We start from the raw sequence: 26,641 nt of genomic DNA, 5'->3' as shown, positions 1-26,641 counted from the left end.
AAGACCCGGCCCGGACCACCACCGCGGGAGCGTCCGCGGGTCTACGCTCGAATCCGTCAGTCCTTGGGTGATTTGGGGAGGGACGGGATGACGGAGGTACGGCCCCCGGCCGACGCCACGGCTTCCCTGTGGGAGCGGGAGGCCGAGGTCGGTGTGGTGACCCGTGCCGTGGACGCCCTGCGCGCCGACCGCGGTTCGTCCGGCGGCCTGCTGGTGTTCAGTGGCGAGGCCGGGCTGGGCAAGACCGCGCTGCTCGCCGAGACCCGCCGGACAGCCGAGGCACGCGGCTGCACCGTCTGGTCGGCCCGGGGCGGCGAGACCCTGGCGTCGGTCCCGTACAACGTGGTGCGGCAGTTGCTCCAGCCGGCGCTCGTACCCATGCTTCCCGAGGAGGCCCGGGAGTATCTGGGCGACTGGTACGACATCGCCGGACCGGCGCTCGGCATCGCGGCGCCCGGCGTCCGACACGCGGACCCGCAGGGTGTGTGCGACGGACTGGTCGCCGTGGTGCGCAGACTCGCCCGCCGGGAGTGGCCCCTGGTGCTGCTCCTCGACGACGTGCACTGGGCGGACCCGGAGACGTTGCGCTGGCTGGCGGCGTTCGTCGAACTCTTGGACGAGCTGCCCGTACTGGTGGTCATTGCCGGCAGGCCGTCCGGGGCCGCCGGCGACCGGGCCCGGTTCCTGGACGCGGTCGCCGCGGCGGCCCACCACCGTGCGGCGGCCCTCAGCGCGCTGACCGAGGAGGCGGCGGCCGGCCTCACCCGTGCCACGCTCGGCCCCGACGCCGACACGGCCTTCTGTCGCGAGGTGTGGCGGGTCACCGGTGGGAACCCGTACGAGACCGTCGAACTGCTCGCCAAGGTCCGGGACAGCGCCCTGGAGCCTGTCGAGGCCCGCGCCGGTCGGTTGCGCGAGCTGAACGACGCGGCACGCGGCGGTGGGCTCGTGGCTCGGCTGGAGCGGCTCGGCCCCGACGCCACGAGGTTCGCCTGGGCCGCCTCCGTTCTGGGCACCGGGATCACCGTCGGCATGGCGGGTCGGCTGGCCACCCTCGACCCGCTCGACGCACGGCGGTGCGCCGAGTCCCTGTGCGCCGACCGCATCCTCACCCGTCCCGACCCCGCCGACTCGCTCCTGTCCCCGGACGGCGAGCTGGAGTTCGTGCACCCGTTGATCGCCAACGGCGTCTACCACTCGGCTCCGGACGCCCTGCGCCGGGCCATGCACGGCATCGCCGCGCAGGTCGTCGCGGACTCCGGGTTCGGCGCCGCCGCGGCCTCCCGCCACCTCCTCCTGGTCCACCCGGACGACGACCAGGAAGTCGTCGCACGCCTGCGCGAGGCCGCCCGGGAACACCTGGGGGTCGGCGCACCCGAAGCCGCCCGCCGCTGCCTGGAACGCGCGCTGGAGGAGCCGCCTCGGCCCGAGGACCACGCCAGGGTCCTGTACGAGCTGGGCCGCGCGAGCCTGCTCACCGCCCCGGCCCGGACCATCGACCATCTGCGAGCCGCGCTCGGCATGCCGGGACTGGACGGCGAACTGCGGGCCGACGCCGTCTTCCGGCTGTCCCAGGCCCTCCTCCACAACGACCAGTTGGAGGAGGCGGTGCGCACCGTCGAGACCGAGGCCTCCCGCACCCCCGAGGGACCGGCCAGGCTGCGCCTCCAGGCCGTCCGATACATGTGGGAGGGCGTCCACGCCGGGGAGACGGCCACCCCCGGCCGCTCCGAGCGACTCAAGGAGCTGGCCGTCCGACGCGCCGGCCGGGACAACGCCGAACGCGCGCTGCTCATTCTTCGCGCCTTCGACGCCATGACCCACGGGGAGAACGCCGAGGAGGTCGTCGAGACCTGCGATCGGGCCCTCGTCGACGGGCGGCTCGCGCCCGGCCTCGGCTGGACCGATCCCGACTGGGGTCTGGAACTGCTGATGATGTTGGCGAGCGCCTACCTCTACAGCGACCGGTTGGATCGGGCCGAGGAACTCTTCACCGACGCCCTGCGCTCGTACGAGGCGGCAGGCTGGAGCGGAGGCCACCTCGCTCTCGCCCACGCCTACGTGGGCCTCGCCCACCGCAGAAGAGGGCGGTTGCGGGAGGCGGAGTCGGCGCTCCGCGAGTCGCTGCGCCTGGCCGAACGCGTCGGCCGCGGCCTGCCCCTGTACTGGTCGGCGACCTGCAACCTGATCGACACCCTGATGGCCCGAGGGCGGGTCGAGGAGGCCCGCACCACCGCCGAGCAGTACGGCTTCGCTCCGCCCTACCCGTCCACCATCGTCCTCCCCGATCCCCGCACGGTCCGGGGCGCGCTGCTGCTCGCGGTGGGACGCTCCGACGACGGGCTCAACGAGCTGGAGGCCGCCTCCAAGGCCGCCGCGGCCCGAGGGCACCACAATCCGGTCATGGCCCCCTGGGCGGTGGAACTGGCCCGCGCCCTGGCCGGTGCCGACCCCGACCGGGCGGCCCGACTCGCCGCGGAGGCGCGCCGACGCGCCGAGCGGTTCGGGACGGACACCGCGATCGGGGAGGCCCTGCGCTGCGCCGCGGCTCTGGAGACCGGTCGGCGGGCGGTCCGTCTGGCAGCCCAGGCGCTCTCCTACTTGGAGACCTCGCCGTGCCGGTACGAGTGCGCCGCCGCCCGCGTGGAGTACGGGATCATCGCCCGTTCCGCGGACGCGCTGGAGCGGGGTCTGGAGCTGGCCACCTGGTGCGGGGCGGAGGGACTGGCGGCCCGGGCGCGGGAGGCGCTCGCGTCGGGGGGCCTGCCGGTCCGGGGCGTCGGCGACGGGAACTGAGGGACCGGTGGTCCGACGCGGTCGGATGCGACCGGGTCCGCGCCTCGGGCGCTCGTGCGCCTGGCGGCCGGCTCCCTCGGGCTCACCCGCCGCCGAGGATCTCCGACAGGTCGTATCGCGCCGGTTCCTCCAGTTGGGAGTAGGTGCAGCCGCTCGCCTCCCGGTCCGGGCGCCAGCGGCGGAACCGGGTCGTGTGGCGGAAGCGCGCTCCCTTCTCCAGATGGTCGTACGCCACCTCGCACACCCGTTCGGGGCGCAGCGGCACCCAGGACAGGTCCTTCTTGCCCGACCAGCGGCTCGGCGTCCCGGGCAGTCGCGTGACGCCCGACGTCGCCCCCTCGGTCCATGGGTGACCGGCCGCGTCCCGCATGCGCCATGGTTCCAGCTCCGCCACGAGTTCGGCGCGTCGGCGCATCGGGAAGGCCGCGCTGACCCCGACGTGCCACAGGTCGCCGCGCTCGTCGTACAGGCCGAGCAGGAGCGAGCCGACCACGGGTCCGCTCTTGTGGAAGCGGTAGCCCGCCACGACCACGTCCGCCGTGCGCTCGTGCTTCACCTTGAACATCGCCCGCACGCCCTGGCGGTAGCGAAGGTCCCGGGGTTTGGCCACGACACCGTCCAGACCCGCCCCCTCGTACCGCTCGAACCAGCGCCGGGCCACCTCGACGTCCGTCGTGGCGGGCGCCAGGTGCACGGGTGGTGCCACCCCCCGCAGAACCCGGGCGAGCGACGCCCGTCGCTCGGACAACGGGAGGCCCCCCAGAGCGTCGTCGGCCAGGGCCAGGATGTCGAACACCACCAGCGAGGCCGGATCGCGCTCCGCCAGCGCGCGCACTCGTGAGTCCGCGGGGTGGATCCGCTCCGTCAGCGCGTCGAAGTCGAGCCCGCCCTCCCGGGCGATCACGATCTCACCGTCCACCACCGCGCGCCGGGGCAACCTCTCGCGCACCGCGGTCACCACTTCCGGGAAATACCGGGTCAACGACTTGCCGGTGCGGCTGGCCAGTTCGACCTCGGTGCCGTCGCGGAAGACGATCACGCGAAACCCGTCCCACTTCGCCTCGTACTGCATGCCGGGCGGGATCTCGGACACCGCTCTGGCGAGCATCGGCTTGACCGGGGGCATCACGGGAAGGTCCATGGAGCCGATTGTGTCCGCGAACCCCGCTTCTCACCCGATATGCGGCGGTCGGCCCCCAGGTCTAGCGTTGCCGCCATGGGCGAGTCGGTGGAACTGGAGGTCGGCGGCCGGACCGTACGCCTGTCCAGTCCCGGGAAGGTCTTCTTCCCCGAGCGCGGGTACACCAAGCTCGACGTTGCCCGCTACTACCAGGCGGTCGCCCCGGGCGTGCTCCGTGCCCTGCGGGAGCGCCCCACCACCCTGGAGCGTCACCCCGACGGCGTCACGGGGGAGTGGTTCTACCAGAAGAGGGCACCCAAGGGGATGCCCGACTGGATTCCGACCGCGCACATCGCCTTCCCCAGCGGTCGCGGCGCCGACGAGATGTGCCCCACCGAACCGGCGGCCGTCTTGTGGGCCGTCCAGTACGGGACGCTGACCTTCCACCCGTGGCCGGTGCGTCGCGGCGATGTCGACCGTCCGGACCAACTCCGGCTCGACCTCGACCCACAACCCGGGACGGACTATCGGGACGCCGTCCGCGCCGCGGTGGAACTGCGCGCGTTGCTGGAGGAGTTCGGCGGGTTGCGGGGTTGGCCCAAGACCTCCGGCGGCAGGGGTCTGCACGTCTTCGTTCCCATCGAGCCGCGCTGGACGTTCACCCAGGTCAGACGGGCGGCCATCGCCGTGGGGCGGGAGTTGGAGCGGCGGATGCCGACGCGGGTCACCACACGGTGGTGGAAGGAGGAGCGGGGACGTCGGGTCTTCCTGGACTACAACCAGACCGCCCGGGACCGGACCATCGCCTCCGCCTACTCGGTGCGTCCCCGACCTCACGCACCGGTCTCCGCGCCCCTGCGATGGGAGGAGATCGAGGCCGCCGCTCCCGAGGACTTCGACCTCACGACGATGGCCGCGCGCTTCGCGGCGCTGGGGGACGTGCACGCGGACATCGACGACCACGCCTACTCCCTCGACGCGCTGCTGGAGTCGGCTCGCCGTGACGAACACGACCACGGGCTCGGCGACCTCCCCTACCCTCCCGAGCATCCCAAGATGCCGGGCGAGCCCCGGCGGGTTCGCCCCAGCAAGGCGCGGGATCGCGAGGGTGGGAGGGGCCGCGCGGCCGACACTCGTTCCGCCGGGCGAGACCGTCCCTCGTGAGCACGGCCGCCGCGCGGGTCCTCGGACCCCCGTCGCCCCCACGGGAGCGTTGATCGGGACCGGAGCGGAGGGCGTCTCGGGTGGCGCGCGGCGCGCCGTCGTCGTTCCCCGGCACCGTGGGGTCAGACTCCGGTGTCGAGGGCCGCGTCGGCACCGCCCCTCCCCGTGTTGACGAGACGTTGAGCGAACGTTTCGACCGCTTGGGCAGGATCTCCGTCATGCAGATCGACACCGACACCCAACCCGTTCCGGCCTGGCAGGACGCGGCGCTGTGCGCGCAGACCGGCGCGGACTTCTTCTTCCCCGAGCCGGGCAGCTCCGTGCGAGAGGCGAAGCGGATCTGCGGGCTGTGTCCGATCAGGTCCACCTGCCTCGAATACGCGCTCGAACGCGACGAGCGCTTCGGGGTGTGGGGCGGCCTGTCGGAGACCGAGCGCCTGGCGATCAGGCGCGAATCGGCGCGGGCCGCCTGAGCGCTCGAAGTCCAGGGCGGCCGCGAGCCGGGTCACCTTCCTCGCTCTCCCGCCGAGAGCCGCGGCTCCCGGCCGGGCGGGGGCAAGGGGCTCCGGCCGCGCTCAGCCCTTGCGGGAGGCCACGCGCGCCTTGCGAGCGGCCAGTCGCTCGTCGAAGCGGGCCGCCTCCGTGTCGAGGCCGCCGAGGAAGCGCCCGAGCTCGTCCTGGGCCTCGCGACCCTCGGCTCCGAGGCCGTCGATGGACATGATCTTCAGGAAGCGCAACACCGGCTGCAGTACGTCGTCGTGGTGGATGCGCAGGTTGTAGACCTCGCCGATCGCCATCTGCGCCGCGGCTCGCTCGAAGCCCGGGATCCCGTGCCCGGGCATCCGGAAGCCCACGACGACGTCCCGCACGGCCCGCATCGTCGGGTCGGGGGCGATCTCGAAGGCGGCCTTGAGCAGATTGCGGTAGAAGATCATGTGCAGGTTCTCGTCGGTGGCGATCCGGGCCAGCATCCGATCGCACACCGGGTCGCCCGAGTGGTGGCCCGTGTTGCGGTGCGAGATCCGGGTGGCCAACTCCTGGAAGGCCACGTACGCCACCGAGTGGAGCATCGAGTGCCCGTTGTCCGACTCGAAGCCCTCGCTCATGTGGGCCATCCGGAACCGCTCCAGCCGGTCGGGGTCGACCGCGCGGGAGGCGAGCAGGTAGTCCCGCATGACGATCCCGTGCCGCGCCTCCTCCGCGGTCCACCGGTGCACCCACGTGCCCCACGCGCCGTCCCGTCCGAAGAGGGTGGCGATCTCGTGGTGATAGCTGGGGAGGTTGTCCTCGGTGAGGAGGTTGACCACCAGCGCGATCCGGCCGAGTTCGGTGACCTTCGACTGCTCCTTGGCCCAGGGTTCCCCGTCCTCGAACTGGCCGGGGAAGTTGCGGCCCTCGCTCCAGGGCACGTACTGGTGCGGCATCCAGTCCTTCGCCACCTTCAGATGGCGGTTGAGCTCGCTCTCGACCACCTCCTCCAGGGCGTGCAGCAGCCGGGCGTCGGTCCAGACGGCGGGGCTGCCGAGGTGCGGCGAGGTGATCGTCACGGGAACTCCAGAAGGGGACGAGCGACGGAACGGGCGGCGCGCGATCCGCACGGAACTTACGGGATCGTAGGCTACGTCTGCGTAGGTTACGAGCCCGTAGGTTAAGCGTGAGGTAAGGAACCCTTCCCGGCCGCCGCCCGATACGCCGAACCCCCCGAACCTGGCAGGTCCGGGGGGTGGGCGTGTTTCGGGCCGTCGATGGTGGCGGTGGGCGCGGCGGCCCGGCCCGGGGTGAGGGCTTGGGCGGTCCTCCGGGCGGCGAGGGGCCCGTGGGTCTCCGGCGCGCGGCCGTCCTCTTCGGCCGGTGGCGATCAAAGCGCCGCCATCGTCGGGTCAGGCGGTGGTCCGCCCACACGTCACCGCCGCGCGCTGGGCGGCGTCGATCGGGTCGTCAGCGGGTTCCCCGGGTCAGTTCGGCCAGTTCCCGGTCGAGGACGTCGTGCAGTCGCTCCATGCCGTCGGGTACCAGGCCGGCCGTCGCGTGCAGGAACCGGCGCAGGTCTCCGGAGCGGACGTGGACCACCGCGGTTCCCTCGGTCGCGTGGAACTCCAGGACCGTCCGGTCGTATCCGTACGGGCGGACCCGGACGTCCCCGTGGCCCTCGGGTGCCCGCAGGCCCGCGACGAGCAGGTCTCGGGAGAAAGTCCAGCACACCTCGACGCCCTCCAGGGTGGCGGGCGCCGGGAAGGTCATGCGCACCGCGAACGGGTCGTCGCGGTCGTAGCGCAGTGTCGCCGGGATGTTCGGCATGCGCGGCGCGGCGGCGACGAGTCGTGCTTCGACGGGCTGCTCGATGACGGTGGGCAACGCCTTGCTCCCTGGTAGCGGCTGGACGGCGGTGACGTCGGGGCACCGGGGAAGACGACGGAACGAGGTGATCCGTGCGCACGCTCGGCTGTGACCTCGGTCACATTCGCAGTGTGTCACGAGGCTGCCGGGGTCGCGTGCGACCACGTCCGTGTCGCCGCGACTCCCCACCGAGGGCGCCGGTCCGCCGGACGAAGGGCCGGAACCCGGTCGACCCGGGTCGACCGGGTTCGGGGCCTCAGCGTTCGGCGACCAGGCGGAACCGCAAGCCGGCGGCCCGGAGCCTTTCGATCAACGTCTCGCCCATCGCCATCGCGGTCGTGACCTGTCCGGACACCGGGGGCAGGTCGTCCAGGGCCAGGGACAGGGCCGACTCGGCGAGGATCTTCGCCGTCTCGTCGTACCCCGGGTCGCCTCCGGAGACCTCGGTGAAGACCCGCCGGCCGCCGCCCTCGCCGACGAACTTGACCGAGAACCAGCTCCTCGCCCGCTTCTCGGGACTCGGGCCATCGCCCGGCCTCAGACGGTTCGACAGGAACCGCCGCGCCCGGGGCACCTGGGCCGCCGCCACGACGGTGCTCAGACCGAGCACGCCGCCCACGGCGACCGGCAGCCGGCGCACGGCGGCGTAGTGTCGATAGCGGAAGTCCGGGCCGTAGTGGTCCAGTGCCTTCGCCGATCGTCGCACGATCTGCGCGTCGATCGTCGGCAGCGGCAACGCCCACGCGCCGATCTCCCCGGCGAAGCGCGGCGCGCCCGTCGGCGTCGTCGCGCGGCGGTCCGTCGGCCGGGGCTCGTGCCGCCGCCGCTCCCGCGCGGCGGCGGCGATCTCCCGCCGGCGCGCGAACTGGCCCAGGGCGGAGGCCAGGGTGCCGCCGGAGAACATCGCGTCGGCGGAGACGAAGCCGTCCACGGCGAGCGGCACCCCCTCGGGGAGATGGCGGACGGTGAAGTAGGCGCCCAGGTCGTGCGGGACGGAGTCGAAGCCGCAGGCGTGCACGAGCCGTGCCCCGGTCTCCCGCGCGCGGGCGTCGTGACGGACGTACGTCAGATCCACGAACTCCGGTTCACCGGTCAGGTCGAGGTAGTCCGTCCCGGCCTCCGCGCAGGCGGCCACGAGGCCCTCGCCATAGCGCACGTAGGGGCCGACCGTGGAGGCGACGACTCGCGCGCCCTCGGCCAGGTCCCGCAGTGACGCCGGGTCGGTGGCGTCGGCGCGGACCACGTCCACGCCGCCCTTCGGAGCGATCTCTTCCAGGAGCGCGCGGAGCCGGTCCTCGTCGCGTCCGGCGACGGCCCAGCGCAGCCCCTCCGGGGCGTGGGCGGCCAGGTAGCGGGCGGTCAACTCGCCGACGAACCCCGTCGCTCCGAAGAGGACGACGTCGTGGCGACGTCCCTCCTTGTTGGGCTTGCTCATGACAGTCTCCGGTCTGTTGGCGCGCCGTTGTCGGTCGCCGAGGCTAGCGCGGCGGGAGGGAGCGGCGTCCGCGGTCCCGTGAGGTCGCGCGGTGTGCGCCGGAATGACCGGAAGGTGAACGGCGGGCTCGCTCCGGGGCGCGTCGCGCGCCACGCGCGAGGGGGCGGCCGCGCGATCCGACCGTCGACGCGGCACAATTGACTGAGCGCTTGCTCGTCGATCCGGGGCGGACTCTTGTGCCCGCCCCGAGCCGTTCCTAGCATCGCCGGTGTTCGACCGGTCGCGTCACACCCCTGGGGGCTGGATGGCCACGGCACCGTCACCGCACGGCCCGCTCGCCGGCGTGCGCGTCGTCGAACTGGCGGGCATCGGCCCGGGGCCCTTCGCCGCGATGCTCCTGGGCGATCTCGGCGCCGACGTGGTGCGGGTCGACCGCCCGGGAGGGACCGATCTCGCCCTCGACCCGGCGTTCGACACCACCAACCGCAACAAGCGCTCGGTGGTCGTCGACCTCAAGGAACCCGGCGGGGCCGATCTCGTCCTGGAACTCGTCGACCGCGCGGACGTCCTGATCGAGGGCTGGCGGCCGGGCGTCGCCGAGCGGCTCGGTGTGGGACCCGAGTCGTGTCTCTCCCGCAACCCCTCGCTCGTCTACGGCCGGATGACCGGCTGGGGCCAGGAAGGCCCTCTCGCGCCCCGCGCGGGTCACGACATCGCCTACATCGCCGTCACCGGAACCCTGGGCATGATCGGCGCTCCCGGGGGGCCGCCCGCCGTGCCCGCCAACCTCCTCGGCGACTACGCCGGCGGTTCGCTCTACCTGGTCGTCGGTGTCCTCGCCGCGCTGCACCACGCGCGCGCGGACGGGACCGGGCAGGTCGTCGACGCCGCCATCGTCGACGGCGCCGCCCACCTCTCGACGATGATCCACGGCATGCTCGCCGCGGGTGGCTGGCAGGACAGGCGGGGTGCCAACCTCCTCGACGGCGGCTGCCCCTTCTACGGCGTCTACGAGACCGCCGACGGCGGTCACATGGCGGTCGGCGCCCTGGAGCGCCGCTTCCACGACGAGTTCGCCGCCCTCCTGGGGATCGAGGACCTGGCCGCGGCCCACGGCGACACCGCTCGCTGGACCGAGTTGCGGGAGGCGGTCGCCCGCCGGTTCAGGGCCCGGACCCGGGCGGAGTGGACGGACGTCTTCGAGGGCTCCGACGCGTGCGTGGCGCCGGTGCTGTCGCTCCGCGAGGCCCCGTCTCACCCCCATCTGTCCGCTCGCGGCACCTTCCGGGACCACGACGGGCTCACCCAGCCCGCGCCGGCGCCGCGCTTCTCCCGGACGCCCACGACCATCCGCTCCGCCCCCGCCCGTCCCGGCGCCGACGCCGAGGCCGTGGCGCGCGACTGGGCCGTGCCCGGGCTCGCCGCCCGAGCCTCCCACCCTCACCGAAAGGCCCCCCAGTGACCACCGAAGCGTACGTGTACGACGCGATCCGCACCCCCCGAGGACGCGGCAAGGCCGACGGTGCCCTGCACGGCACCAAGCCCGTCGACCTCGTCGTCGGGCTCCTTCACGAGCTTCGCTCCCGGTTCCCCGGACTCGACCCGGGCACCATCGACGACATCGTGCTCGGCGTCGTCGGACCCGTGGGCGACCAGGGTTCCGACATCGCCCGGATCGCGGCCGTGGCCGCCGGGCTGCCGGACACGGTGGCCGGGGTTCAGGAGAACCGCTTCTGCGCCTCCGGCCTGGAGGCGGTCAACATGGCCGCCGCGAAGGTCCGTTCCGGCTGGGAGGACCTGGTCCTGGCCGGCGGTGTGGAGTCCATGTCCCGGGTACCGATGGCCTCCGACGGCGGCGCGTGGTTCAACGACCCCATGACCAACCTGGCGACCGACTTCGTGCCCCAGGGCATCGGCGCCGACCTGATCGCCACCGTCGAGGGCTTCGGGCGCCGCGAGGTCGACGAGTACGCGGCCCTGTCCCAGGAGCGCGCGGCCACCGCGTGGAAGGAGGGCCGCTTCGACCGGTCCGTGGTCCCCGTCCGCGATCGCGCCGGCCTGACCGTACTCGACCACGACGAGCACCCGCGTCCCGGCACCACGGCGGACTCCCTGGCGAAGCTGAAGCCGTCCTTCGCCGACATCGGGGAACTGGGCGGCTTCGACGCCGTCGCGCTCCAGAAGTACCACTGGGTGGAGCGGATCGACCACGTCCATCACGCGGGCAACTCCTCCGGGATCGTGGACGGCGCCGCCTTGGTGGCCATCGGCTCCCAGGAGGCCGGCGAGCGCAATGGCCTGACCGCGCGCGCCCGGATCGTCTCGGCCGCGGTGTCCGGGTCCGAGCCGACCATCATGCTCACCGGGCCCGCCCCCGCCACCCGCAAGGCGCTCGCCAAGGCCGGTCTCACCATCGACGACATCGACCTCGTCGAGATCAACGAGGCGTTCGCCGCGGTCGTCCTGCGCTTCGTGAGGGACATGGGGCTGAGCCTGGACAAGGTCAACGTCAACGGCGGCGCCATCGCGCTGGGCCACCCCCTTGGCGCGACCGGCGCGATGATCCTCGGCACGCTCGTCGACGAGCTGGAGCGGCGCGGAGAGCGCTACGGACTCGCCACCCTGTGCGTGGGCGGCGGCATGGGCATCGCCACCATCGTCGAACGCCTCTGACCCCCTCCCGACGGATCACCTGGAGCACACCCGCATGAGCACCGAATCCACCACCATCCGCTGGGAGCGGGACGACACCGGTGTCGTCACCCTCGTCCTGGACGACCCCGACCAGTCCGCCAACACCATGAACCGCGCGTTCCGCGACTCGCTCGCGGCGGTCGCCGACCGCCTGGAGGCCGAGCGGGACTCCGTTCGCGGGGTCATCGTCACCTCCGCCAAGAAGACCTTCTTCGCCGGCGGCGACCTCCGCGACCTGATCCGCGTCACACCGGAGCACGGGCAGGAGGTCTTCGACGGGGGCATGGCCGTCAAGCGGAACCTGCGGCGCATCGAGACGCTGGGCAGGCCCGTCGTCGCCGCCCTGAACGGCGCCGCGCTCGGCGGCGGCTACGAGATCGCCCTCGCCTGTCACCACCGCGTCGCCCTGGACGCGCCCGGATCCCGCATCGGCCTCCCCGAGGTGACCCTCGGCCTGTTGCCCGGCGGCGGCGGGGTCGTGCGTACCGTGCGGCTGCTCGGCATCGCCGACGCGCTGTTGAAGGTGTTGTTGCAGGGCACCCGTCACACTCCGCGCCGCGCCCTGGACAACGGCCTGGTCGACGAGGTCGTGGACAGCGAGGAGGAGATGCTGGCCAGGGCCCGTGCCTTCATCGACGCCCACCCCGAGGCGGCCCAGCCCTGGGACCGTCCCGGGTACCGCGTCCCGGGCGGTACCCCCGCCCAGCCGAAGTTCGCCGTCAACCTGCCGGCCTTCCCCGCCAACCTCCGCAAGCAGACCAACGGCGCCCCCTACCCGGCGCCGCGCGCCATCCTGGCGTCCGCCGTGGAGGGCTCCCAGGTCGACTTCGAGACCGCGCAGGCCATCGAGAGCCGGTACTTCGTCGAGCTGGCGACGGGCCAGACCGCGAAGAACATGACCCAGGCGTTCTTCTTCGACCTTCAGGCGGTCAACGCCGGCGCCAACCGGCCGGCGGGCGTCGAGCCCCGGGCCGTTCGGCGGGTGGCCGTGCTCGGTGCCGGGATGATGGGTGCCGGCATCGCCTACGCGTGCGCCCGCGCCGGTATCGAGGTGGTGCTGAAGGACGTCGCTCCGGAGGCCGCCGCGAAGGGCAAGGCGTACGCCGAGAAGAGGTGCGAGGCCGCCGTCGCCCGCGGCCGGACGACCCGGGAGAAGGCCGACGCGCTGCTCGACCGGATCACCCCCACCGCAGAGATCGCCGACCTCGCGGGCTGCGACGCCGTGATCGAGGCGGTGTTCGAGGACGCCGCGCTCAAGCACAAGGTGTTCCAGGAGATCCAGGAGGTGTCGGCCCCCGACGCCCTGCTCTGCTCCAACACCTCGACGCTGCCCATCACCGCCTTGGCCGAAGGGGTCGAACGCCAGGCGGACTTCATCGGGCTGCACTTCTTCTCCCCCGCGGACAAGATGCCCTTGGTCGAGATCATCAAGGGTGAACGCACCGGTGACGAGGCCCTGGCCCGCGCCTTCGACCTGGTCCGGCAGATCGACAAGACGCCCATCGTCGTCAACGACTCGCGCGGCTTCTTCACCTCGCGGGTCATCGGCCACTTCATCAACGAGGGCGTGGCCATGATCGGAGAGGGGCTGGAGCCCGCCTCCGTGGAGCAGGCCGCGGCCCAGGCCGGATACCCGGCGAAGGTCCTCGCGCTGATGGACGAGCTGACCCTCACGCTTCCCCGCAAGATCCGGGCGGAGTCCCGGAGGGCCGTCGAGGAGGCGGGGGGCACCTGGACCCCGCACCCCGCGGAGTCCGTCATCGACCGGATGGTCGACGAGTTCGGTCGGACCGGCCGGGCCGGGGGCGGCGGCTTCTACGAATACGACGCGGAGGACGGCGCGCGCACCCGGCTCTGGCCCGGGCTGCGGGAGCACTTCACCGTCCCCGGCCGCCGCATCCCCTTCCGCGACATGCGTGAGCGGATGCTGTTCACCGAGGCCCTGGACACCGTCCGCCTCCTGGAGGAGGGCGTTCTGACCTCGGTGGCCGACGCCAACATCGGGTCGATCCTCGGCATCGGCTTCCCCGGCTGGACCGGCGGCGTGCTCCAGTACGTCAACGGCTACGACGGTGGTCCGGCCGGCTTCGTCGCCCGGGCCCGGGAACTCGCCGAGCGGTACGGCGACCGCTTCGCCCCGCCGGCGCTGCTGGTGGAGAAGGCCGAGCGGGGCGAGGGGTTCACCGACTGAGGGGTGGGACCGATCGGGCCCACCCCCTGGTCCGGGGGTGGGCCCGTCAGGCCAGCCCGGCGCGGCGCAGCGCCTCCGCCATGGCGCCGTCCGCCGCCGGCCCGCGCCGCTTTCCGGCCGGACGGTCCCGCCGCTGCCGGGGGGCGCCCGCCCCGCGCTCCTCCGACGGCTCCCGTCGCGCCGCGGCCTCGTCGTCCAGGCGGAGGGTGAGCGAGACGCGCTTCCTGGGGATGTCGACATCCAGGACCTTGACCCGCACGATGTCCCCGGACTTCACGATGTCGCGCGGATCCTTGACGAACGTCCTCGACATGGCGGAGACGTGCACCAGGCCGTCCTGGTGCACCCCCACGTCCACGAAGGCGCCGAAGGCGGCGACGTTGGTCACCACACCCTCCAGGACCATGCCGGGGCTCAGGTCCGAGAGCTTCTCGACCCCTTCCTTGAAGCCCGCCGTCCGGAAGGCGGGTCGCGGGTCCCGTCCGGGCTTCTCCAGCTCACCGAGGATGTCGGTGACTGTGGGGAGGCCGAAGTCCGCGTCCACGAAGTCGGCCGGCCGGAGCGACCGCAGGGTTTCCGCGCTGCCGATCAGCCTCCCCACGTCCCCTCCGACGGCCCGCGCCATCCGGCGCACCACCGGGTAGGCCTCCGGGTGGACGCTGGAGGAGTCCAGGGGATCCTCTCCGTCGCGGACCCGCAGGAAGCCCGCCGACTGCTCGTAGGCCTTCGGCCCCAGGCGCGACACCCCCTTCAGCGCGGCCCGCGACCGGAAGGGCCCGTTGGCGTCGCGATGCGCGACGATGTTCTCGGCGAGGGAGGGGCTGACGCCCGACACCCGGGAGAGCAACGGTGCCGACGCCGTGTTGACGTCCACCCCGACCCCGTTCACACAGTCCTCCACCACGGCGTCCAGCGAGCGCGACAGCTTGGTCTCCGACAGGTCGTGCTGGTACTGGCCGACGCCGATGGAGCGCGGGTCGATCTTGACCAGCTCCGCCAGCGGGTCCTGAAGCCTCCGCGCGATGGACACCGCACCCCGCAACGAGACGTCCAGGTCCGGCAACTCGCGGGAGGCGAAGGCCGAGGCGGAGTACACCGACGCGCCGGCCTCGGACACCATGACCTTGGTCAGTCCCAGCTCGGGGTGCCGGGAAAGGAGGTCTGCCGCGAGCCGGTCGGTCTCCCGGGACGCCGTCCCGTTGCCGATCGCCACGAGTTCGACCGCGTGCTCTCTCGCCAGCCCGGCCAGCGTGGAGATCGCCTCGGACCACCGGTTGGCGGGGACGTGCGGGTGGATCACCTTCGTGGCGACGACCTTCCCGGTGGCGTCCACCACGGCCACCTTCACGCCCGTACGGAACCCCGGGTCCAGGCCCAGGGTGGCGCGGGCGCCCGCGGGAGCCGCCAGCAGCAGGTCGCGCAGGTTGGCCGCGAAGACGTTCACCGCCTCGTCCTCGGCGGCCGTGCGCAGTCGCAGTCTGAGGTCGACGCCGAGACGGACGAGGACGCGGGTGCGCCAGGCCCAGCGCACCGTGTCCGCCAACCACGGGTCCGCGGGCCGGCCGCGGTCCGCCACGCCGTACCGCCGGGCCACGATCCGCTCGTAGGACGACGGGCCTTCGGCGGGTTCCTCCGGCTCCAGCGTCAGGTCGAGGACGTCCTCCTTCTCGCCGCGGAGCATCGCCAGGACGCGATGGGACGGCAGTGTGCCGAACGACTGCGCGAAGTCGAAGTAGTCGGCGAACTTGGCGCCGGACTCCTCCTTCCCTGCTTTCACCTTGGCCAGGAGCCTGCCCCGCTCCCACATGCGCTCGCGCAGCTCGCCGATGAGGTCGGCGTCCTCGGAGAACCGTTCGGCGAGAACGGCCCGCGCACCGTCCAGCGCGACCTGGGCCGTGTCCACGCCCGCCTCGGCGTCGACGAAGGCCGCGGCGGCCGTGAGCGGGTCGGTGCCCGGGTCGGCCAGAAGCCCCTCCGCCAGCGGTGCCAGGCCCGCCTCACGGGCGATCTGCGCCTTGGTCCGCCGCTTGGTCTTGTATGGGAGGTAGACGTCCTCCAAGCGGGCCTTGGTCAGCGCCCCCCGAATTCGCCCGGCCAGCTCGTCGGTGAGTTTGCCCTGCTCGCGCACCGACTCCAGGATCGCCGTGCGCCGGTCCTCCAACTCGCGCAGATAGCGCAGTCTCTCCTCCAGGGCGCGCAACCGGGCGTCGTCGAGGGACTCGGTCGCCTCCTTGCGGTAGCGGGCGACGAAGGGCACGGTGGCCCCGCCGTCCAGCAGCTCCACCGCGGCCCTCACCTGCCGCTCCCGCACGCCGAGTTCCTCGGCGATCCTGCCCTCGATCGACCCTGGTGCGATGGTCCCGCCGGACCCCGGTGTGGACACGTCCCTTACCGCCTTCTCCATGAGGTTGCGCGGCAATTCTGGCAGGAAGCGCCGCGCCGGCGAGTCAGGAACGGGTCGACGCGGGCGACGCCCCCTTCACTCCGAGTCGGAGCCGACGGTGCCACCCCAGGTGAACCGGGGTTCGCGGCGCTCCAGGAAGGCGGCGACACCCTCCCTCGCCTCTTCGCGGTCGCGTGCCTGCTCGGCCCAGTGGGCCTCGCGGTCGGCACGACCGTCGGCGAACTCCTTCGCCGCGGACTGCGTCAGCAGCGAACGGGAGGCCAACAGTCGGGTGAACTCGGCGACCCGTGCGTCGAGCAGGTCGTCGGGCAGCACCTCGTCGACCAGTCCGGTGCGCAGCGCCCGCTCCGCGTCGACGAGTTCCCCGGAGAACAGCAGGAACTTCGCCGTCGCAGGCCCGACCAGGGCCACCAGCCGGGTGGTCGCGGACCTCGGGTAGACCAACCCCAACTTCGCCGGGGTCACGCCGAAGAGCGCGTCCGACGCCGCGAACCGCAGGTCGCAGGCGGACGCCAGCTGTGCGCCGCCGCCCACGCAGTGGCCGCGCACGGCGGCCAGCGTCGGCCTCGGGAAGGCGGCGAGCGCCTCCTCGGCGGCGCACGCCAGCCGCTGCGCCTCCTCGACCGAGGGCACCAGGGTCGAGATGTCCGCCCCCGCGCAGAACGTGCCTCCTTCACCGGTCAGCACCAGCGCCCGGACCGCGGAGTCCGAGGCGACATCGTCCAGCAACGGGGGCAGTGCCCTCCACATGTCGGTCGTCATCGCGTTGCGTCGGGCGGGATGACTGATGACGACGGTCGCCACCGAATCGGCGACGTGATACCGCAACCGGGCCTCCATGGCGGGATGGTATCCGCAGGACCCTCGGGCCGGCCCAGGGCGGTGGCCCCGCCGGAGCCCGGGCGGGGGAAGGCCGCCCTCGTGGCACCCGTCCGTCGACCGGTGCCGGCGCGGCTCACCAGCCGGCGGACGCCCCGGTCAGCTCCCGGATCGCCGGGCGGGCCGCGTCGAGCACCGTCGCGAACCAGGCCGAGAAGGGATCCGCCGCGTGTCGGGCGGTCAGTTCCTCGGCCGTCACGAAGGCCGTCGACGCCACCTCCTCCGAGTCGGGTCGCGGCGTCGCCTGCACCAACCCGACGAACAGGTGGTTGTACTCCTGTTCCACCAACCCCGAGGCCGGATCGGGGTGGTTGTACCGCACCGTGCCCGCCTCGGCCATCAGCGAGGGCGACACACCCAACTCCTCGTGAGTGCGCCGGGCCGCCGCCGCGAAGGGCGCCTCGCCGGGATAGGGGTGTCCGCAGCAGGTGTTGGACCAGACACCGGGGGAGTGGTACTTGCCCAGGGCTCGCTGCTGCAACAGGAGCCGGCCCTGCTCGTCGAAGAGGAAGACCGAGAAGGCGCGGTGCAGTCGCCCCGGCGCGCGGTGGGCGTCGAGCTTCTCCGCCGTGCCGATCGTCGTGCCGTCCTCGTCGACCAGTTCCAGCAGGATCGCGTCCGCGGTTCCGTTCGACGAACTGTGCGTCGCGGTTGCAGGTGTGATCGGCATACCCATCCTTCGCATCGGTCCTCGCGCCCCCCAGTGTGCCGTACTCCCGCGGCGCTCACGGCCCTTCACGCCGTGCCCGCATGTCCCGCGCGCGGCGGCGACCTCACGGGCGCCGTCGGGCCGAGCCCGACACCGGGGCCCGAGCGACGATCATTCCCTGCCCCGGGTCGCGAAACCAGCCGGGGCCCGGATTCCGTCCGTGTCGTCCCGCGCGGCGGCCGTCCCTTCCGCGGGGCCGGGCGGCCATGTGCCTCCGTTGTGTCGGGGCCCCTCAGTGGCAAGCGCGCGCCTCGTGCTCGGCGTGCCCACGCGGCTCCATCTGGAAGGTGCAGTGCTCGACGTCGAAGTGGCCGACCAGACACCCCTGGAGATCGTGCAGCATCCTCTCGTACCCGACCGCGGTGAGCACCTCGGGCCGCACCACCACGTGCGCGGACAGCACCGGCATGCCCGAGGTGATCGTCCAGGCGTGCAGGTCGTGGACGTCCTCCACTCCTTCGAGGCCCAGTATGTGCGCCCGGACCTCGGCCATGTCGACGCCCTTGGGCGCGGCCTCCAGGAGCACCTCCAGGGCCTCCCGGAGCAATCGCACCGTGCGCGGCACGATCAACACGCCGATGGCGAGCGAGGCGATCGGGTCGGCGGCCCGCCACCCCGTGGCGAGGATCACCAGTGCCGACACGATCACGGCCACCGAGCCCAGGGCGTCCGCCGCCACCTCCAGGAAGGCGCCGCGCACGTTGAGGCTCTCCCGCTGCCCGCGCGTCAGCAGCGCCAGCGACACGACGTTGGCCGCCAACCCCACGGCGCCGAAGACGATCGTCGTCCCGCCCTGCGTGGTGGTGGGTGTCACGAGCCGCCCGACGGCCTCCACCAGCACGTATCCGCCGACGCCCAACAGCAGGAGGCCGTTGGCGAGCGCCGCCAGGATCTCGGCGCGCGCGTATCCGAAGGTGCGGCGCTCGCTCGGTGGCCTGTTGGCGAAACGGATCGCCAACAGGGCCATGCCCAGGCCCACCGCGTCCGTCGCCATGTGCGCCGCGTCGGCGATCAGGGCCAGGGAGCCCGCCAGGACGCCGCCGACGACCTCCACCACCATCACGGACAAGGTGATCGCCAAGGCCGCCCGCAGTCTGCCGCGGTGCGCCAGGGCGGCCGTCCCGCCGCCCACCGCGCCGTGCCCGTGCACAGCCCCCATGAAGCCCCGCCTCCCAGTGATCCGTCACGGCCCGTCCCGCGGCACAGTGAACTACGGGTGGGGGGTATCGGGCAACGCGATGACGAACACCGTTGTCATGTGCTCTGACCTGCGTACATCGCGAATCGGAGGGTCCGCCCCTCCCGATGTCACGGCGGCGGCGGAGGCGACGGCGTCCGCGTCGCGCCGTCCCTCCGCGGGGGGCGCGCTCGCCGACGCCGCGGCGGCCATCGGGTGAGTGGAGAGGCGAGCACGTCGCGGAGAGGAACGCGTCACTCGGTGCCGTACCGCGCGACAACAGCCGGTGAACAGGCCGTTCGGAGCGTCCGCTAATCTCTGCGGACATGCCGCCCGGGAGCCTCGAGGCCCGGGCGTTCCACCTGCTAGGGGTCCGGTGTGCGTCGCCCGGTCCCAGGGAGCGAGGCTCGGTTGCCGACCGCCATCCTCACCGGTCCACCGGTGCCCGACTCGTCCGTCGAGGCCCAACTGCGGTCGCTCGGCTTCGAGGTGGTCCGGGCGGCCGACGGATCCGAGGTCGCCGCCCGGCTGACCGAGGCACCGGAGGGGGAACGCGTCGCCGTCGTCGACACCCGCTTCGTGGGCCATCTGCACGCCCTGCGGTTGGCGCTCACCGACCCCCGTTTCCCGCTGGCGGCGGTCTCGGGTGCCGTGACGGCGCGCCCCGCCGGTCGGCGGGACCTCGCTCGCGCGGTCGCCTCGCCCGCCGCGTCCGGGAGCGGTCTGCCCGACGTCCTCGCCGACGCCCTCGCCGACGGGGGCGCCGAGGTGCACCGCCCGGAGCTGGGCAGTCTCGTCGCCGCTGTGGCCGACGAGCCCCGGGCCCGCGACGAGGCGCGGCGGTCGGTGGCCGCGGTGGACGAGGAGGCGGTCCGTCTGCGCGCGTCGGTGAAGTCGCGCGACGGCTTCTTCACGACCTTCTGCGTGAGCCCCTACTCCCGTCACGTGGCCCGCTGGTGCGCGCGGCGCGGGCTGACCCCCAACCAGGTGACGACGGCGTCGCTGGTCACCGCCGTCGTCGCGGCCGGCTGCGCGGCGAGCGCAACCCGCGGCGGGTACGTCGCGGCCGGCCTGTTGCTGCTCCTCTCCTTCGTCCTGGACTGCGCCGACGGCCAGCTCGCCCGCTACGCCCTGCGCTACTCCACCCTCGGGGCCTGGCTGGACGCCACCTTCGACCGCGCCAAGGAGTACGTCTTCTACGCCGGTCTCGCGCTGGGAGCCGCTCGTTCCGGCGACGACGTGTGGGCCCTGGCCCTGGCGGCGATGGCGTTGCAGACCTGCCGGCACGCCGTCGACTTCGCGTTCACCGAGGCGGGCCGGGACGCGAAGAACGGGGTCGGTGCGGGGGCCGCGGCGGCGCTGTCCGGCCGGCTCGACGACATCGGATGGACCGTGTGGGCCCGCCGCATGATCGTTCTCCCGATCGGCGAGCGCTGGGCCCTGATCGCCGTGCTGACGGCGCTCACCACCCCCCGGGTGACGTTCTGGGTGCTGCTCGCCCTGAGCGCCCTCGCGGCGCTCTACACGACCGCCGGGCGCGTCCTGCGCTCCACGAAGCGAGGTCCCCGCCGATCCGAGCGCGCGGCGGGGGTCCTGGCGGATCTGACGGACTCGGGTCCGGTGGCCGAGGCCTTGGCGGGTCGGCTGCGCGGTTCGCGCGGCCTCGGGCGGATCGCCGGCGGGACCGCCGTCGCGCTCGTCGGCGCGGTCCCGCTGCTCGTCGTCGCGGCGGTGGCCGGACACGGCAGTCCGCTGCCCGCGGTTCTGGCCGCGTGCTACGCGGTGACCTCGGCGGTCGTGATCGCCCGGCCGCTGACGGGTCCCCTGGACTGGTTGGTCCCCCCGGTCTTCCGGGCCGCCGAGTACGGAACGGTGCTGGCGCTCGCGGCTCACGCGAAGGTGAACGGCGCCTTGCCGGCGGCTTTCGGGCTGGTGGCGGCCGTCGCCTACCATCACTACGACACCGTCTACCGCCTGCGCGGCGGCTCGGGAGCCCCCCCGGGGTGGCTCGTGCGGGCGATCGGGGGGCAGGAGGGTCGCGTACTCGCGGTCGCCGTGCTCGCGGCCTCGCTCACCGGTGCGCAGTTCACGCTCGCGCTCACGGCCCTCGCCGTGGCCGTGGCCTCGCTGGTGCTCGTCGAGAGCATCCGCTTCTGGGTCTCCGCCCATCAGGACGGAGTGCCCGCCGTACACGACGAAGGAGAACCCGCATGATCGGCCTCGTGCTGGCGGCAGGCGCCGGACGCCGCCTGCGCCCCTACACGGACACGCTGCCCAAGGCACTGGTTCCGGTGGGGCCGGAGGGAACGGACGACGGTCCGACCGTCCTGGACCTGACCCTCGGCAACTTCGCCGAGGTCGGACTGGACGAGGTCGCCGTCATCGTGGGCTACCGCAAGGAAGCGGTGTACGAGCGCCAGGAGGCCCTGGAGAAGAAGTACGGTCTCAAGCTCACCCTGATCGACAACGACAAGGCCGAGGAGTGGAACAACGCCTACTCCCTGTGGTGCGGTCGGGACGCCCTGCGGGACGGGGTGATCCTCGCCAACGGGGACACCGTGCACCCGGTCTCCGTCGAGCGGACCCTGCTGGCCGCCCGGGGCGAGGGCAAGCGCGTCATTCTCGCGCTTGACACGGTCAAGGACCTGGCCGAGGAGGAGATGAAGGTCGTCGTCGACCCCGCCCGGGGGATGACGAGGATCACCAAGCTGATGGACCCGGCAGAGGCGACCGGCGAGTACATCGGCGTCACCCTGATCGAGGGCGAGGCCGCCGCCGAACTGGGCGACGCGCTCCGTACCGTCTGGGAGGCCGATCCCCAGCAGTTCTACGAGCACGGCTACCAGGAGCTGGTGGACCGAGGCTTCAGGATCGACGTGGCGCCGATCGGCGACGTCGACTGGGTGGAGATCGACAACCACGACGATCTCGCGAAGGGTCGGGAGATCGCATGCCGGTACTGACCAGGCTCATCCCCTCACCGGTGGTCCTGGACATCCGCCCAGGCGCCCTGGACGACCTCGGCTGCGTCCTCGCGGACGAGCGCGTCTCGCACTCCGGCCGCCTGGCCGTCGCCGTCAGCGGTCGATCGGGCGTGCGGTTGCGGGAGCGTCTTGCCCCGTCCCTGCCGGGCGCGACCTGGTACGAGGTGGGCGGGGGCACACTGGACGACGCCATCCGGCTCGCGGGTGCCATGAAGAGCGGCCGGTACGACGCGGTCGTCGGACTCGGCGGCGGGAAGATCATCGACTGCGCCAAGTTCGCGGCCGCCCGCGTCGGCCTCCCTCTCGTCGCCGTTCCGACCAACCTGGCCCACGACGGACTCTGCTCCCCGGTCGCCACCCTCGACAACGACGCGGGCCGCGGCTCCTACGGCGTGCCGAACCCGATCGCCGTCGTGATCGACCTCGACGTCATCCGCGAGGCCCCGGCACGCTTCGTCCGGGCCGGGATCGGCGACGCGGTGTCCAACGTGTCGGCCATCGCCGACTGGGAACTGGCCAACCGCGTCACCGGTGAGAAGATCGACGGCCTCGCCGCCGCCATGGCCCGCCAGGCGGGCGAGGCCGTGTTGCGCCACCCCGGCGGGGTCGGCGACAACGACTTCCTCCAGGTGCTGGCCGAGGCGCTGGTGCTCAGCGGCGTGGCCATGTCCGTCTCCGGGGACTCCCGTCCCTCCTCCGGTGCCTGCCACGAGATCAACCACGCCTTCGACCTGCTGTTCCCCCAGCGTGCCGCCGCCCACGGCGAGCAGTGCGGGCTGGGTGCCTGCTTCGCCATGTTCCTGCGCGGCGCCCATGAGGAGTCGGCGTACATGGCGGAGGTGCTCCGTCGGCACGGGCTGCCGGTGCGGCCGGAGGAGATCGGCTTCTCGGCGGACGAGTTCGTGCGGGCCGTGGAGTTCGCCCCGGAGACGCGGCCCGGCCGCTACACGATCCTGGAGCACCTCGCCCTGAAGACCGACGAGATCAAGGACGTCTACGCCGACTATGTCAAGGCCATCGGTAGCTGAACTCCGCCCGGTCGTCCACCCCGCGGGGGTCAAGGACCGCCGCAGCGGCGAGCACTGGGCGGGGCGCCTCTACATGCGGGAGGTGTCGCTGCGCGTCGATCGTCTCCTGGTGAACACCCGGGTCACGCCCGACCAGCTCACGCTTCTGATGACGGTCTGCGGTGTCCTGGCGGCCCCCGCGCTGCTGGTGCCCGGTGTGCCGGGGGCCGTGCTGGGAGTGCTCGCGGTCCAGCTGTACCTCCTGCTGGACTGCGTCGACGGCGAGATCGCCCGCTGGCGGGCGCAGTACTCCACCTCCGGCGTCTACCTGGACCGGGTGGGGGCCTATCTGACCGACGCGGCCGTCCTGGTGGGCCTCGGGCTGCGGGCCGCCGACGTGTGGGGCGCCGGCCGTGTCGAGTGGCTGTGGGCCTTCCTGGGCACCCTGGCTGCCCTGGGCGCCGTCCTGATCAAGGCGGAGACGGACCTGGTCGGGGTCGCCCGGCACCAGGTCGGCCTTCCCCCGGTCCGGGAGTCTGCGGCCGAACCGCGCTCGTCGGGGATGGCCCTGGCGCGCCGGGCCGCCGCCGCGCTGAAGTTCCACCGGCTGATCCTCGGAATCGAGGCCTCCCTGTTGATCCTGGCGCTGGCGATCGCGGACGCCGTCCACGGCGGACTGTTCTTCACCCGCCTCGGCGTCGCGGTCCTCGCGGGGATCGCCCTGCTCCAGACCCTCCTGCACCTGGTGTCCGTCCTGGCCTCCAGCAGGCTGCGGTGAGCGCGGTGAGGATCGGGGCCGTCGTCATCACCATGGGCAACCGGCCCGATGAACTCCGATCCCTGATCGACTCGGTGGCCCGGCAGGAGGGCGACCCCGTCGATGTCGTCGTCGTCGGCAACGGCTCCCCGGTGCCCGAGGTCCCCAAGGGCGTCCGCACCGTCGAACTGCCCGAGAACCTCGGCATCCCCGGCGGTCGCAACGTCGGGGTGGAGGCCTTCGGGCCCGCCGGCCGCGACGTCGACATCGTGCTCTTCCTGGACGACGACGGGCTGCTGGCCCGCTCCGACACCGCCGAGCTGTGCCGTGCGGCGTTCACCGCCGACCCCCGGCTCGGCATCGTCAGTTTCCGCATCGCCGACCCGGCGACCGGTGTCACACAGCGGCGGCACGTCCCCCGACTGCGCGCCGACGACCCCCTGCGCTCTTCCCGGGTCACGACCTTCCTCGGGGGGGCCTGCGCCGTGCGCACCCGGGTCCTGGAACAGGTCGGCGGGCTGCCGGACGCCTTCTTCTACGCCCACGAGGAGACCGATCTGGCCTGGCGCGCCCTCGACGCGGGCTGGATGATCGACTACCGGTCCGACATGGTGCTGCACCACCCCACGACGGACCCCTCCCGGCACGGGGTCTACCACCGCATGGTGGCCCGCAACCGGGTGTGGCTGGCCCGCCGGAACCTGCCCGCCCCGCTGGTCCCCGTCTACCTCGCGGTGTGGGCGCTGCTCACCCTGGTACGCCGTCCCACCCGCCCGGCCCTCAAGGCGTGGCTGGGCGGCTTCCGCGAGGGCTGGACCACCCCCTGCGGTGATCGCCGTCCGATGAAGTGGCGTACGGTATGGCGGCTGACCCGACTGGGCCGGCCGCCGGTGATCTGACAAGCTCGTGTTCGGGCGTTCGGGGAGGGCCGACCCCGGTTCGCGGGTCGGCCATGCCCGCACTGGCCGCGCATCTCGAAGACGAAAGTTTCCACGGTGAGTGAGACAACGCACGACGGCGCGATCACGACGACCGCGCCCACGGTGCCCGGCGGGAGCCGAAGGGCGGCGAACCTCGCCGCCGCGCACGGCCTGTCCGTCAGCGGTGCCCGCCCGCCCCTCGGCGAGTACGTCCGGCAGCTCTGGGGGCGGCGCCACTTCATCCTCGCCTTCTCCCGGGCGAAGCTGACCGCGCAGTACAGCCAGGCCAAGCTCGGCCAGCTGTGGCAGGTGGTCACGCCCCTGCTGAACGCGCTGGTGTACTTCCTGATCTTCGGCCTGATCCTGAACGCCGACCGGGGGCTGGAGCGGGAGGTGTACATCCCGTTCCTGGTGACCGGGGTGTTCGTGTTCACCTTCACCCAGTCCTCGGTGCTGGCCGGTGTCCGGGCGATCTCCGGGAACCTCGGGCTGGTCAGGGCGCTGCACTTCCCCCGTGCCTCACTGCCGATCTCCTTCTCCCTGCAACAGCTCCAGCAACTGCTCTTCTCGATGGTCATCCTGGTCGCGGTGGCCGTCGGCTTCGGAAGCTACCCCCGACCGTCGTGGCTGCTCGTCGTACCCGTGCTGGCCCTGCAGTTCCTCTTCAACACCGGCCTGGCGCTGATCGTGGCGCGGATGGGCGCCAAGATCCCCGACCTGGCCCAGCTGATGCCCTTCGTCCTGCGTACCTGGATGTACGGGTCGGGCGTGATGTTCTCCATCCCGATCATGTTGCGGGACAAGCCCGCCTGGCTCGGCGATGTGCTCCAGTGGAACCCCGCGGCGATCTACATGGACCTGATGCGCTTCGCCCTGATCGACGGCTACGGCGAGGAATACCTCCCCGCGCACGCCTGGGCCGGGGCGCTCGGCTGGGCCGTGCTGGTCGCCGTCGGCGGCTTCGTGTACTTCTGGAAGGCGGAGGAGAGGTACGGCCGTGGCTGAGACCCAGAGGGGCGGGCGGGTGCCCACCGTCATCGCCGACGAACTGCACATCGTGTACCGGGTCAACGGCGCCGGAGGCGGGCGGGGCAGCGCCACCGCCGCTCTGAGCCGGATACTCCGGCGGCGCTCCGACGACGCGGCCCGAGGGGTACGGAAGGTCCACGCGGTGCGAGGGGTGTCCTTCGTCGCCTACCGGGGCGAGGCGATCGGACTGATCGGCTCCAACGGCTCCGGCAAGTCCACCCTGCTGCGGGCCGTCGCCGGCCTGCTGCCGGCGGAGCGGGGCCGCGTCTACACGGAGGGTCAGCCGTCCCTGCTCGGCGTGAACGCTGCCCTGATGAACGATCTGACCGGCGAACGCAACGTCATACTGGGCGGGCTTGCCATGGGGATGTCCCGTGAGCAGATCAAGGCCCGTTATCAGGACATCGTCGATTTCTCCGGCATCAACGAGAAGGGCGATTTCATCAGCCTGCCGATGCGCACGTACTCCTCCGGCATGGCGGCTCGCCTGCGTTTCTCCATCGCGGCGGCCAAGGACCACGAGGTGCTCATGATCGACGAGGCGCTCGCCACGGGAGACCGCAAATTCCAGAAGCGCTCGGAGAAGCGCATCAGGGAGTTGCGGGAATCGGCCGGGACCGTCTTCCTGGTCAGTCACAACAACAAGTCCATCCGCGACACCTGCGACCGTGTGCTGTGGTTGGAGCGGGGCGAGCTGCGGATGGACGGACCGACCGACGAGGTCCTCAAGGAGTACGAGAAGTTCACGGCCAAGTGACCGAGGCGGCGACCGCCGCGACCGCACCGCCTCCGTGCCCGAACCGCCGGCTTCGACGGGGCAACGAGTCGCGCCCGGAACGGACTTGAGGCCGGCAGGGCGGTGGGGGTGGCCGGGCGGGGTGCCCCGCGCGCCCACCGTCGACACCACGACGTAAGCTGTACCGGTCCTCGAACGCGGCACATGGGGCGATAACGCCTGCCCACCCCGAGTCGCGCCGGGAGCACGGTCGGCCGGGCGGCGTGTCCGAAATAGTGTGTATTGGGTCGGCAGTGTAGAAC

21 protein-coding genes are annotated in these 26,641 nt (G+C 72.6%); 13 read left to right on the top strand and 8 right to left on the bottom strand.

The features are described from left to right. Positions 1–87: 87 nt before the first annotated feature. On the top strand, positions 88–2,796 hold the full coding sequence (locus tag JEK78_RS02240; RefSeq protein WP_200262414.1) for an AAA family ATPase: 2,709 nt from the start codon (positions 88–90) through the stop codon (positions 2,794–2,796). An 82-nt stretch (positions 2,797–2,878) separates the two neighbouring features. Here JEK78_RS02240 and JEK78_RS02235 read toward each other — a convergent pair whose 3' ends face one another. After that, a complete protein-coding gene (locus JEK78_RS02235) occupies positions 2,879–3,937 on the bottom strand; it encodes an ATP-dependent DNA ligase (RefSeq protein ID WP_200262413.1) in 1,059 nt (352 codons plus the stop codon). Between the two features lie 75 nt (positions 3,938–4,012). Between JEK78_RS02235 and ligD the strand changes: the two genes are divergently transcribed. Together ligD and JEK78_RS02225 are read left to right on the top strand one after the other, a co-directional pair. Continuing rightward, complete coding sequence (gene ligD / locus JEK78_RS02230) at positions 4,013–5,080, top strand: non-homologous end-joining DNA ligase (RefSeq protein WP_200262412.1); 1,068 nt, start codon at positions 4,013–4,015, stop codon at positions 5,078–5,080. A 218-nt stretch (positions 5,081–5,298) separates the two neighbouring features. Next, the gene (locus JEK78_RS02225) at positions 5,299–5,553 is read left to right on the top strand and encodes a WhiB family transcriptional regulator (protein WP_200262411.1); all 255 of its coding nucleotides are present in this window, start codon (positions 5,299–5,301) and stop codon (positions 5,551–5,553) included. Between the two features lie 102 nt (positions 5,554–5,655). Here the strand turns inward: JEK78_RS02225 and JEK78_RS02220 are convergent, their stop codons facing one another. From JEK78_RS02220 to JEK78_RS02210, 3 genes are all read right to left on the bottom strand, one after another. Then, a complete protein-coding gene (locus tag JEK78_RS02220; protein ID WP_200262410.1) occupies positions 5,656–6,627 on the bottom strand; it encodes an acyl-ACP desaturase in 972 nt (323 codons plus the stop codon). 391 nt (positions 6,628–7,018) lie between these two features. Then, positions 7,019–7,435 (bottom strand): SsgA family sporulation/cell division regulator, encoded by a 417-nt coding sequence (locus JEK78_RS02215; protein ID WP_200262409.1) that lies wholly within the window; start codon positions 7,433–7,435, stop codon positions 7,019–7,021. A 238-nt stretch (positions 7,436–7,673) separates the two neighbouring features. Beyond that, positions 7,674–8,852, bottom strand: coding sequence for a saccharopine dehydrogenase NADP-binding domain-containing protein (locus JEK78_RS02210; RefSeq protein WP_200262408.1), 1,179 nt, complete (start codon positions 8,850–8,852; stop codon positions 7,674–7,676). A gap of 304 nt (positions 8,853–9,156) precedes the next feature. On the opposite strand from JEK78_RS02210, the gene JEK78_RS02205 reads away from it, so the two are divergent. The 3 genes from JEK78_RS02205 to JEK78_RS02195 are packed head-to-tail and all read left to right on the top strand — an operon-like array spanning position 9,157 to position 13,737. Then, complete coding sequence (locus JEK78_RS02205) at positions 9,157–10,314, top strand: CaiB/BaiF CoA-transferase family protein (protein WP_200262407.1); 1,158 nt, start codon at positions 9,157–9,159, stop codon at positions 10,312–10,314. Continuing rightward, positions 10,311–11,525, top strand: coding sequence for an acetyl-CoA C-acetyltransferase (locus JEK78_RS02200; RefSeq protein ID WP_200262406.1), 1,215 nt, complete (start codon positions 10,311–10,313; stop codon positions 11,523–11,525). Before JEK78_RS02205 ends, JEK78_RS02200 begins: the two co-directional genes overlap by 4 nt. Positions 11,526–11,559: 34 nt before the next feature. Next, the gene (locus JEK78_RS02195; RefSeq protein ID WP_200262405.1) at positions 11,560–13,737 is read left to right on the top strand and encodes a 3-hydroxyacyl-CoA dehydrogenase NAD-binding domain-containing protein; all 2,178 of its coding nucleotides are present in this window, start codon (positions 11,560–11,562) and stop codon (positions 13,735–13,737) included. A gap of 46 nt (positions 13,738–13,783) precedes the next feature. Here JEK78_RS02195 and JEK78_RS02190 read toward each other — a convergent pair whose 3' ends face one another. The 4 genes from JEK78_RS02190 to JEK78_RS02175 form a co-directional block, all read right to left on the bottom strand. Beyond that, on the bottom strand, positions 13,784–16,141 hold the full coding sequence (locus JEK78_RS02190) for a Tex family protein (RefSeq protein ID WP_200262404.1): 2,358 nt from the start codon (positions 16,139–16,141) through the stop codon (positions 13,784–13,786). 75 nt (positions 16,142–16,216) lie between these two features. Continuing rightward, on the bottom strand, positions 16,217–16,981 hold the full coding sequence (locus JEK78_RS02185; protein WP_200262403.1) for an enoyl-CoA hydratase-related protein: 765 nt from the start codon (positions 16,979–16,981) through the stop codon (positions 16,217–16,219). A 115-nt stretch (positions 16,982–17,096) separates the two neighbouring features. After that, positions 17,097–17,690: an isopentenyl-diphosphate Delta-isomerase gene (idi, locus tag JEK78_RS02180; RefSeq protein WP_200262402.1), complete on the bottom strand. Its 594-nt coding sequence runs from the start codon at positions 17,688–17,690 to the stop codon at positions 17,097–17,099. 271 nt (positions 17,691–17,961) lie between these two features. After that, positions 17,962–18,888, bottom strand: a complete 927-nt coding sequence (locus tag JEK78_RS02175) for a cation diffusion facilitator family transporter (RefSeq protein ID WP_200262401.1) — start codon at positions 18,886–18,888, stop codon at positions 17,962–17,964. A gap of 429 nt (positions 18,889–19,317) precedes the next feature. On the opposite strand from JEK78_RS02175, the gene JEK78_RS02170 reads away from it, so the two are divergent. The 7 genes from JEK78_RS02170 (at position 19,318) to JEK78_RS02140 (ending at position 26,360) form a co-directional block, all read left to right on the top strand. Next, complete coding sequence (locus JEK78_RS02170) at positions 19,318–21,120, top strand: DUF5941 domain-containing protein (protein WP_200262400.1); 1,803 nt, start codon at positions 19,318–19,320, stop codon at positions 21,118–21,120. Next, complete coding sequence (locus tag JEK78_RS02165) at positions 21,117–21,869, top strand: phosphocholine cytidylyltransferase family protein (RefSeq protein WP_200262399.1); 753 nt, start codon at positions 21,117–21,119, stop codon at positions 21,867–21,869. The genes JEK78_RS02170 and JEK78_RS02165 overlap by 4 nt, the downstream gene beginning before the upstream one ends. Then, complete coding sequence (locus tag JEK78_RS02160; protein WP_200262398.1) at positions 21,857–22,918, top strand: iron-containing alcohol dehydrogenase family protein; 1,062 nt, start codon at positions 21,857–21,859, stop codon at positions 22,916–22,918. Before JEK78_RS02165 ends, JEK78_RS02160 begins: the two co-directional genes overlap by 13 nt. Beyond that, the gene (locus tag JEK78_RS02155; protein WP_200262397.1) at positions 22,896–23,675 is read left to right on the top strand and encodes a CDP-alcohol phosphatidyltransferase family protein; all 780 of its coding nucleotides are present in this window, start codon (positions 22,896–22,898) and stop codon (positions 23,673–23,675) included. Before JEK78_RS02160 ends, JEK78_RS02155 begins: the two co-directional genes overlap by 23 nt. A 5-nt stretch (positions 23,676–23,680) precedes the next feature. Beyond that, entirely contained in the window at positions 23,681–24,553 is an 873-nt protein-coding gene (locus tag JEK78_RS02150) for a glycosyltransferase (RefSeq protein WP_200263948.1), read from the top strand. A 123-nt stretch (positions 24,554–24,676) separates the two neighbouring features. Then, a complete protein-coding gene (locus JEK78_RS02145) occupies positions 24,677–25,579 on the top strand; it encodes an ABC transporter permease (RefSeq protein WP_242483348.1) in 903 nt (300 codons plus the stop codon). After that, a complete protein-coding gene (locus JEK78_RS02140) occupies positions 25,572–26,360 on the top strand; it encodes an ABC transporter ATP-binding protein (protein ID WP_200262395.1) in 789 nt (262 codons plus the stop codon). Before JEK78_RS02145 ends, JEK78_RS02140 begins: the two co-directional genes overlap by 8 nt. Positions 26,361–26,641: the final 281 nt, after the last annotated feature.

It is taken from the genome of Streptomyces sp. HSG2 (genome assembly GCF_016598575.1).
In the GTDB taxonomy this organism is placed as follows: Bacteria; Actinomycetota; Actinomycetes; order Streptomycetales; family Streptomycetaceae; genus Streptomyces.
Note: the sequence above shows the minus strand (reverse complement) of the source record. Positions and strands in the feature narration are given on the sequence as shown.